This is a genomic window from Nocardia sp. NPDC051929 (assembly GCF_044548645.1).
GTDB classification, from domain to species: Bacteria; Actinomycetota; Actinomycetes; order Mycobacteriales; family Mycobacteriaceae; genus Nocardia; species Nocardia sichangensis.
The window spans coordinates 243,398-251,184 of sequence record NZ_JBIUCG010000012.1 but is presented as its reverse complement, the minus strand read 5'-3'; the positions used below and the strand labels follow the sequence as shown (position 1 = coordinate 251,184).

Genomic DNA, 7,787 nt, shown 5'->3' with positions numbered 1-7,787 from the left:
GAGAACGACGGAACTTGCTGGTGTAGGGCACGGTCGACCTGTGCCCTACACCAGTGGCGCCGCTCCGCTCGATCGACTCGAATCAATTCGGTCCACGCGATTACACTCGAGTCGATCGGCGGCGATCGTCATCGTCCTACGAGGTTGGAGGTGGTTTCATGGCGATGCCAGTTCCTCATGGCGACGGCTGGACGGCTGCCGACCTCGATCACATGCCCGAAGACGGATTGCGTTACGAGGTGTTGAATGGTCAGCTCGTCGTGAATGCCGCACCCAAGCCGCGCCATCAGTTGCTGATCAGGTGGCTGGGACGTGCCCTCGACGCGGTGTTGCCTCCTGGCCGCTTGGTGCTCGAAGGCGTCGGCGTGCTGATCGGCGACGACGAGCCGATTCCCGATCTCATGGTGGTGGCCGACTCGATCGATGTCGACGCAAGAGGGGTTCCTGCTCACCAGGTGGAACTGGTGGTAGAAGTGGTGTCCAAATCCACTACGATGCAGGACCGCATGGTCAAACCCGTGGTCTATGCCGAAGCCGGCATCACCAACTACTGGCGTTTCGAGCCCAACACCTTCAAGGGCCAATTACCGGGCGAGTCGCTTCCCGTTCTGTTCGCACACGAACTCGGTGCCGACGGTACCTACCAGCTGACCCACCGGGTGTCCGCCGGCGACACCGTCACCTTGCGCAGCCCCTTCGAATTCACGATCGACCCCGCCACCCTCCTGCCCTGACCTCGCCGTAGCGGAAGTCTTCCGCCGTGGTGATGGTTCCTCTCGCCGCCGGAGGTGATCGTCAGCCGAGTCCGTGGTCCGGTTCGGTTCGGTTCGAACTGCAATGATGTCGCTATGAGCGCTCCCGACGAGCAACAGGTACTCCGTGTCACGGCCGAGCAGTTCGCCGAAGGGGCGACTGCCGGGCTCGGTGACATCGAGATCGTCGACGGGCGCGTAGTGCGACTGATGGCACAGAGCCCCGTGCACAGCCGTGTGGTCCGGCGGCTGGCCCGATTGGTCCGGCCGCCGCTACCTGGCCCACACAGTCCACCGACGCGTACTGCTACTGGACGACCCGGTCGAGGCAACTATTCCCTTCGACGTACTGGAACAGCCCTAGCCCGCAACAGCCGCGAGCGGCACATGGCTGCGGCAAAGCGCGAGAGACCTCTCCACCATGTGCCACTCGTCGCTGCGCGAGATTGTTTGTCTTGATACGTCATTTACGGGGGTTGTGGGCGTAGATAGTGTCGGTGGCGCGGCTTCGGTCGCGCGTTTCCCGTCCTTTCGGTCCGTAATGGACTCGCCCGCACGCGATTCGCGGACGGTGCGCGAACTTCATAAGGAAGACATGTCCACGATCGCAACCTCGTCCGGCAGCAAGCCGGACGACTCTTCCGCAAGTCCGCTGCGCGCCGGGCTGGTGCTGGTCATGGTCAGCGGGGCCATCTTCATGATGATGCTCGACCTGACCGTGGTCTCCGCCGCGCTCGCCGATATCCGCGCCGACTTCGACACGTCCATCGACGGACTGCAGTGGGTCATCGACGCTTACGCCATCCCGATGGCGGGGTTGCTGCTGACCTTCGCCACGCTCGGCGACCGGTTCGGCCGGAAGCGCCTTTTCCTCGCGGGCATGGTGGTGTTCACCGCGTCATCGCTGGCATTGGCGCTGGCCGGCAGCATCTTGCAGTTGAACGTCCTGCGCGCGGTCCAGAGCGTCGGCTCGGCGATGATCTTCGCGACGGCGTTGCCTCTGCTCGCGGTGGCCTACCCCGACGCGGGCAAGCGCGCGAAGGCCATCGGCGTCTACGGCGCCGTCATGGCGAGCGCGACCGTCGCGGGTCCGGTACTCGGCGGCGCGCTGGTCACCCAGTTCGGCTGGCGGTCGATCTTCATCATCAACGTCCCGATCGGCATCTTCATCGGGGTGCTCGCCGTGCTGCGGATGCCGGAGTCGGCGCGCATGGAAGGGCGCAAGGCCGACTGGCCGGGGTCGCTGATGCTCACCGGTGGCCTGGTGACGGGTGTGTTCGCGCTGACCCGCGGCAACTCGCTCGGCTGGACCTCGGCCACGGTGCTCGGGCTCGCCGCCGCCGCCACGGTGCTCCTGGCCGGGTTCGCGGCATGGCAGTTCAAGGCCGAGCACCCCCTGCTCGACGTGTCCATGATTCGCAAGCGCGGATTCACCGGCACGGCCGCCGTCTCGATCGGACACATGGCGACGCTGATGGCCGCGAGCAACTACCTGGCGGTGTTCCTGATCAACACACTCGGGTACACGCCGTTGCAGATGGGCCTGCGCTTGCTGCCCGTGAGCGTGGCCGCGCTGATCAGCGCGCCGCTGGCGATGGTCTTCGCTAAGCGGGTCCCGTTCGCGGTCTCGCTGCCGGTCACGATGGGCATGGTCGCGTTGGGCACATGGCTGATGGGCGACTTCGGTTCCGACGACTCTTGGACGCATTTCCTGCCCGGAATGGTGATCGGCGGCCTCGGGCTCGGCGCGATCACGGCCGTCAACCAGGCGGCCTCACTCACCTTCGCCTCCGACGAGAACGCGGGCATGGCCAGCGCGACGTTCGGCACCCTTCGGCAGGTCGGCCTCGCGGTGGGCGTGGCCGGGCTCGGCGCCATGTTCAATCACTCCGCGCGCGGTTCCGCTGCCGACGGGCTCGACGCGCTGCCCGGGGCCGTCCCGCCGGTGTTGCGTGAGCAGTTCCTGGAAGCGGCGGGCTCCGGCGCCGGCCGCTCGGTGGCCGACGAGCTGCCCACGCGGTTCCAGCCGATCGCGTCGGACCTGTCGCACATCGCGGCCTCCGCGTCGATCGATGGACTCAACTCCATGATCGCCCTGGCCGCGGTGATCGGATGCGTCGCGGTACTCACCTCCATGCTCGCTTTCGGCGTGAACCACCTGCGCAGCAGACGCACCCGTTCGGACTAGCCGGAAACACCACCGCGAGTGGCACATGGTGCGGCGAATCGCGAGAAGACCTCGCCACCATGTGCCACTCGTGGTCATGATTTCGCGGGGAGGAGAGTCGTAGAGGCGATGAGGAGGAAGGCCAGGACGGCGCAGGCGGTGCGGGCGACGTGGAAGGTTTCCCAGCGGGTGAGGATTTCGGCGTAGTCGGCGGGTGGGCCGCTGATCGCCCATATCTTGATCTTCTGGTTGATCGGGACGTTGCCCAGGCGGGTGATCACGAACGCGGCGACGGCGAGCAGACTCGCGCTCCCGGCGAGCAGGCGTGACCGCCCGGTGGAGCGGGCGGTCAGCACCAATGCGCTCAGAATGGTCAGACCCATCAGTGTTTGCATGACCACGCCGTTCACGCTCATCAGCGCGGTGTGGAAGGTGAAGCGCACATCCAAAGGGACTCTGCGGAACGCGTAGAGGACATTCACCGCGCCGTAACCGAACGCTCCGGCGAGCAGCCCGCCGGGAACCAGCGCGAACACACGTGCCACCAGGGGACTTTCGGCAATTCTCATGCGCGCCGCTCCGCTGGGACGAGCGCGAGGAGTTCGTCGACCGACCACTGGTCGTAGACGTGCGCGCCGTGCTTCGCGGCGAGCACCCGTCCGTCGGGTGCGATCAGGAAATCGGCGGGCAGTCCGAGACTGCCGCCCTCGGGCTTGCCGGGTGGGGCGGACTGCCTTCGGCGCAAGGTCGCGTAAGCGTCGTGGGCGACACCGCGCAGGATGGCGGGCCAGCCGCGCGGGTCGAGCAGCGCGCGAGGCGAGGTCTCGACGCCGAATTCGCGGTAGAGCTTCCGGTCCGGATCGGCGATGACGTCCAGCGGCAGTTCCGCGGTGTACTTGCGCAATTCCGCCGCGCTGGAATGGAAGACGATCACTTCCCGGACGCCTGCGGCGGCGATCTCCGCGTGGCGCGCGACGATCGAACGCAGGTGCAGGTTGCACACCGGGCATCCGGCGAAGCGCCGGAATTGCAGGTGGATCAGGCGATCCGGGTCCGGCACCAAGACCTGCGCACCGGAGACGGTGACCAGCTTTCGGTCCGGGACAGCGGTCGGCAGCGGCATCAGGGGCTCCTCTCGTAGGTGTACTTTGTACGCCTACGACAAGTATGCGCGTAGCTTGTACGCTGTCAATCCGTGCCCCGCCCCCGCTCGCTGACCACCGCCGATCTCGCCACGGCGGCCCTCGCCGTGCTCGACCGCGAGGGTTCGTCGGCGCTGACCATGCGTGCGGTGGCCAAGGAACTGGGCATGGCCACCATGGCCCTGTACCGCTACGTGCGCGACCGCGACGAACTAGAGGTGCTGGTGGCCGACCAGGTCTTCGCCGCGATCGACACGTCGCTCCCTGCCGGAACCGACTGGCGGGAGCGCGTGACGATACTGCTCGAGAACATCCGTGACGGGTTCTCGGCCCATCCGGCCGCCGTGCCGATCGTGCTGCGGCGCAGGCAGTCGGCGGTCGAGTCGTTGCGCGTGATGGAGACACTGCTCGCCGTGCTCACCGAGGGTGGGTTCACCGGGCGCGCCCGCGTCATCGCCCAGCGCACCCTGATCGCCTTCCTGATCGGCTACCTCCAGAACAAGCACTATGCGCCGCTGCGGGGGCACGGGACGATCGTGCTGGCCGAACTGCCCCCGGAGAAATACCCGCACCTGGCGCAGACCGCGGGCCAGGCCAAGGGCATGTCGGCCGACGACGAATTCCGCGGTGGCATCGAGATCGTGCTGCGTGGTCTCGAGCCGTGACCTAGCCGAAAAGAACTGTGACGTCGACACTTTCCGCCATGGCGCGAGCGCCGGCGTCATTGAGGTGCATGCCGTCGCCGCTGTCGAATTCGGGCCGGATGAAGTCGGGCCGCTCCGGGTCCTCGACCGCTCGCGCCACATCGAACACCGAATCGAAAACATCGGTGCCGCGCAGCCATTCGTTCACGCGCCGACGGATCGGCAAGGTCTCCGCGACCGGCAGGCCCTCGTAGACGCAGCCGCCGTAGGGTCCGATGGTCGCGGCGTGGATGGGAAGCCCCGCCGCGTGCGCGCGCCGCGCGAGCGTGGTGAAGCCGGTGATCAACTCCTCGGCGGTCGCGGGCGGCTGCCCCGCCATCCCGCCCAGGATGAAGTCGTTGATGCCGAAGTTGATCAGCACACTCGTCACGCCCGGCACGGCGAGTACGTCGCGATCGAAACGATCCAGGCCCGGCTCGCCGATTTCGTCGGTGAGCAGCCGATTCCCTGAGATGCCCTGGTTGACCACCCAGCCCCGCTCCAGTCGCGCGTTGAGGAAGTCCACCGACCTGCGGTTGGCGCCGATCGTGGTGCCGAAGCCTTCGAACCACGAATCGCCGAACGCGACGGCCACCGGCGTCGCCACGGGCGCGAGAACGTCGACACCGGTGACGAAGAACCGCGCGGGCGCCTCGTCCGCGGTGGTGAGCGCGGCTTCGTCGGCGACATTTCCGTCCGCGATGTAAGCGGTTTCGCCGGGCTGGTGGGAGAAGGTGGCCAGCCCGGTCGGGCCGGGCAGATACAGGCTCAATGCCAGGTCCGCGCCCGCGGGGACAGCCAGATCGACAGGGTCGCTGAGCACTTCGCCACCTACCGGGACGACCACCTGTTCGGCGCCGTCGAACCGCAACGCGGCATCGGTCTCGGCGACGATCTCGCTGCCGGTCTTGCGCAGGGCGACCCGGGCGGCGCCGATCGCCAGCGGTGTTTTCCCATAGCGATTGGTCAGCCCGACCCGCACCCGCGCGCCGCCGCCCGCGAGATGCAGCACTTGGCGGACGGTCTGGTCGGTGAACGCGCGCGACTCCGCGAGCTTGATCTGTTCGTCCGGGCGGATCACCGCGGAGCGGAATCCGGCGATCCAGGCGGTCGGCGACATGGGAACCTCCACTAGTTGACGCGAGGAATATTGCGTATGCATATTTCTACAACGACCTATTCCTCGTGTCAACTATCCGCGCGGGGAAACATTCCGGTAGGTTGCCCGTATGGACGTGACGGAGTTGTTCGACGACCCGCGCCTGACCACGATGGGCCTGCTGTTCGAGGCCTACGGCGGTGTGGTCGCCAAGCTGGAGCAGGTCTGGAATGCGCACGGTCTGTCCGGACTGGATCTGAACGCCCTGATGCGGCTGAGCCGTTCGCCGGGGCGGCGGCTGCGGATGACGGAGCTCGCCGTGCAGACCGCGCTGTCCACCAGCGGCGTCACCCGGCTCGTCGATCGGCTGGCGCGCGCCGGGCTGGTGGAACGCGAGCTGGACCCGGGGGATCGGCGCAGCGCGTACGCGGTGCTCACCGAGGCGGGCGCGGCGCGGCTCGCGCAGGTGCTGCCGGACTATCTCGCCGCCGTCGACCGCTGGTTCGTCGGTTTGCTGACGCCCGAACAGCTCGCGGCGTTGTCCGAGGCGTTGCGGATCGTGCGGGACACCGCGAACCCGGAGGCCACGTTCCGCATGGACTGAGCGTCAGGCGCTCGCGGCGAGCAACCGTTCCAGGCCGTCCAGGATCAAGTCGAGGCCGAAATCGAAATGGGATGCGCGGCAGGAACTGTTGTGCCGCAGCGACGTATGCGGCCGGTTCCGTGGAAAATTCAACTCCTGCAATGTGAAACCGTAGCGGTGGCCGTCCAGCGCGTTCCAGGCGCGATCGGCTTGCGGCAGGGAGAAACCCGCCGCGCGCAGGCAGCCCACGGTGGCGTCGATGTACCGCAGCATGGCGGGGCCGACGTTGATCCGGGTGCCGGTCAGACCGGTGGCCCACGGATGGCGCAACAAGACTTCGTGGGCGGACGCCGACCGGGCACGCAGCGCGGCCTTCCAATCGCCGCCGATGGCCGGTAGCGCCATCTCGGCCACCACCAGATCGGCGATGCCCGGCGGTGGCCGAGGCGTGGTCGCCACCGCCACCCGAGCCGGGTCGGCGGCCGTGACGGGTCATCCGGCCAGGACCGCGCCCCGGTGTTCCGCCAGGTAATCCGCCCAGGTCAGCTCGCCGACGTCGGCGCCGCCGGTCACCAGATTTCCGCCCGCGCGATAGACCCGGCCCGCCTTGCCCGGCACCCGGACGGTCAGCAACGCCCGCCGCTTGCCCAGCAGCGCCAAGTAGTCGCGGATCAGCTCGCGCATGCCGATCACCTCGGGCCCGACCAGATCCGGGACCCGTCCGGCGGGCGCGCCGAGCGTCAGCTCCGCCAGCCGGGCCGCCACCTCGCGCACGTGCACCGGCTGGAGGCACACCCCACCGAGCGCCGGGAGCACCGGCGATTTCAGCATCGTGTCCACCAGCTTCGGCGCGAAATCGTGGAATTGCGCGGCACGCAGCGTGGTCCACGGGATACCCGACTCCGCGATGGCCTGCTCGGCGGCGAACTTCGCGCGGAAGTAGGTCATCGGGAGCAGTTCGGCGGCGGTGACCGAGATGTAGACGATGTGCCCAACGCCCGCGGCGGTGGCGGCCCGCAACAGATTCGCGGTGGCCACGTCGTCGCCCTTCGCGTCGCCCGCCAGATGCAAGATGGTGCCGACACCCGCCACCGCGGCATCTATGCCGGTGCCGCGCAGCAGGTCTCCCGCGACGAACTCGACGCCGCCGTCCGACGGACGTTCGGTGCGGCTCAACACGCGCACGGCGGCCCCGGTCGCGCGCAGCAGCGGGAGCACTTCGCGGCCGAGGGTGCCCGTGCCACCGGTGACCAGGATCTTCGCGGTCATGACTGTCTCCGATCTCGTCGGTGCCGATGGGACGTTCCCATCGCTTCACCGAGACGACGACGTGCGGGCGCGGACTGTGACACCTGTGCCGG

9 protein-coding genes are annotated in these 7,787 nt (G+C 67.9%); 4 read left to right on the top strand and 5 right to left on the bottom strand.

What is annotated here, in order from left to right; all coding sequences use genetic code 11:
- Positions 1–158: 158 nt before the first annotated feature.
- Together ACIHAX_RS18330 and ACIHAX_RS18325 are read left to right on the top strand one after the other, a co-directional pair.
- On the top strand, positions 159–734 hold the full coding sequence (locus ACIHAX_RS18330) for a Uma2 family endonuclease (RefSeq protein ID WP_397278628.1): 576 nt from the start codon (positions 159–161) through the stop codon (positions 732–734).
- A gap of 613 nt (positions 735–1,347) precedes the next feature.
- A complete protein-coding gene (locus ACIHAX_RS18325; protein WP_397278626.1) occupies positions 1,348–2,940 on the top strand; it encodes an MFS transporter in 1,593 nt (530 codons plus the stop codon).
- Between the two features lie 74 nt (positions 2,941–3,014).
- Here ACIHAX_RS18325 and ACIHAX_RS18320 read toward each other — a convergent pair whose 3' ends face one another.
- Together ACIHAX_RS18320 and ACIHAX_RS18315 are read right to left on the bottom strand one after the other, a co-directional pair.
- The gene (locus ACIHAX_RS18320) at positions 3,015–3,464 is read right to left on the bottom strand and encodes an anthrone oxygenase family protein (RefSeq protein WP_397278624.1); all 450 of its coding nucleotides are present in this window, start codon (positions 3,462–3,464) and stop codon (positions 3,015–3,017) included.
- A gap of 20 nt (positions 3,465–3,484) precedes the next feature.
- Positions 3,485–4,042, bottom strand: a complete 558-nt coding sequence (locus ACIHAX_RS18315) for a peroxiredoxin-like family protein (RefSeq protein ID WP_397278622.1) — start codon at positions 4,040–4,042, stop codon at positions 3,485–3,487.
- Between the two features lie 72 nt (positions 4,043–4,114).
- On the opposite strand from ACIHAX_RS18315, the gene ACIHAX_RS18310 reads away from it, so the two are divergent.
- On the top strand, positions 4,115–4,726 hold the full coding sequence (locus tag ACIHAX_RS18310) for a TetR/AcrR family transcriptional regulator C-terminal domain-containing protein (protein ID WP_355074752.1): 612 nt from the start codon (positions 4,115–4,117) through the stop codon (positions 4,724–4,726).
- 1 nt (position 4,727) lies between these two features.
- On the opposite strand, the gene ACIHAX_RS18305 is transcribed toward ACIHAX_RS18310, so the two are convergent.
- A complete protein-coding gene (locus tag ACIHAX_RS18305) occupies positions 4,728–5,936 on the bottom strand; it encodes a GDSL-type esterase/lipase family protein (protein ID WP_397278620.1) in 1,209 nt (402 codons plus the stop codon).
- Positions 5,937–5,973: 37 nt separating this feature from the next.
- Here ACIHAX_RS18305 and ACIHAX_RS18300 point away from each other — a divergent pair, with 37 nt between their 5' ends.
- Positions 5,974–6,447 (top strand): MarR family transcriptional regulator, encoded by a 474-nt coding sequence (locus tag ACIHAX_RS18300; protein WP_355074748.1) that lies wholly within the window; start codon positions 5,974–5,976, stop codon positions 6,445–6,447.
- Between the two features lie 3 nt (positions 6,448–6,450).
- Here the strand turns inward: ACIHAX_RS18300 and ACIHAX_RS18295 are convergent, their stop codons facing one another.
- Together ACIHAX_RS18295 and ACIHAX_RS18290 are read right to left on the bottom strand one after the other, a co-directional pair.
- Complete coding sequence (locus ACIHAX_RS18295) at positions 6,451–6,891, bottom strand: TetR/AcrR family transcriptional regulator C-terminal domain-containing protein (protein ID WP_364428627.1); 441 nt, start codon at positions 6,889–6,891, stop codon at positions 6,451–6,453.
- Positions 6,892–6,918: 27 nt separating this feature from the next.
- A complete protein-coding gene (locus tag ACIHAX_RS18290; RefSeq protein ID WP_397278617.1) occupies positions 6,919–7,695 on the bottom strand; it encodes an SDR family oxidoreductase in 777 nt (258 codons plus the stop codon).
- Positions 7,696–7,787: the final 92 nt, after the last annotated feature.

Coding starts and splice junctions, on each gene's coding strand:
- ACIHAX_RS18315 (WP_397278622.1), bottom strand. CDS start 4,042: ATGCCGCTGCCGACCGCTGTCCCGGACCGAAAGCTGGTCACCGTCTCC.
- ACIHAX_RS18290 (WP_397278617.1), bottom strand. CDS start 7,695: ATGACCGCGAAGATCCTGGTCACCGGTGGCACGGGCACCCTCGGCCGC.
- ACIHAX_RS18330 (WP_397278628.1), top strand. CDS start 159: ATGGCGATGCCAGTTCCTCATGGCGACGGCTGGACGGCTGCCGACCTC.
- ACIHAX_RS18325 (WP_397278626.1), top strand. CDS start 1,348: ATGTCCACGATCGCAACCTCGTCCGGCAGCAAGCCGGACGACTCTTCC.
- ACIHAX_RS18300 (WP_355074748.1), top strand. CDS start 5,974: ATGGACGTGACGGAGTTGTTCGACGACCCGCGCCTGACCACGATGGGC.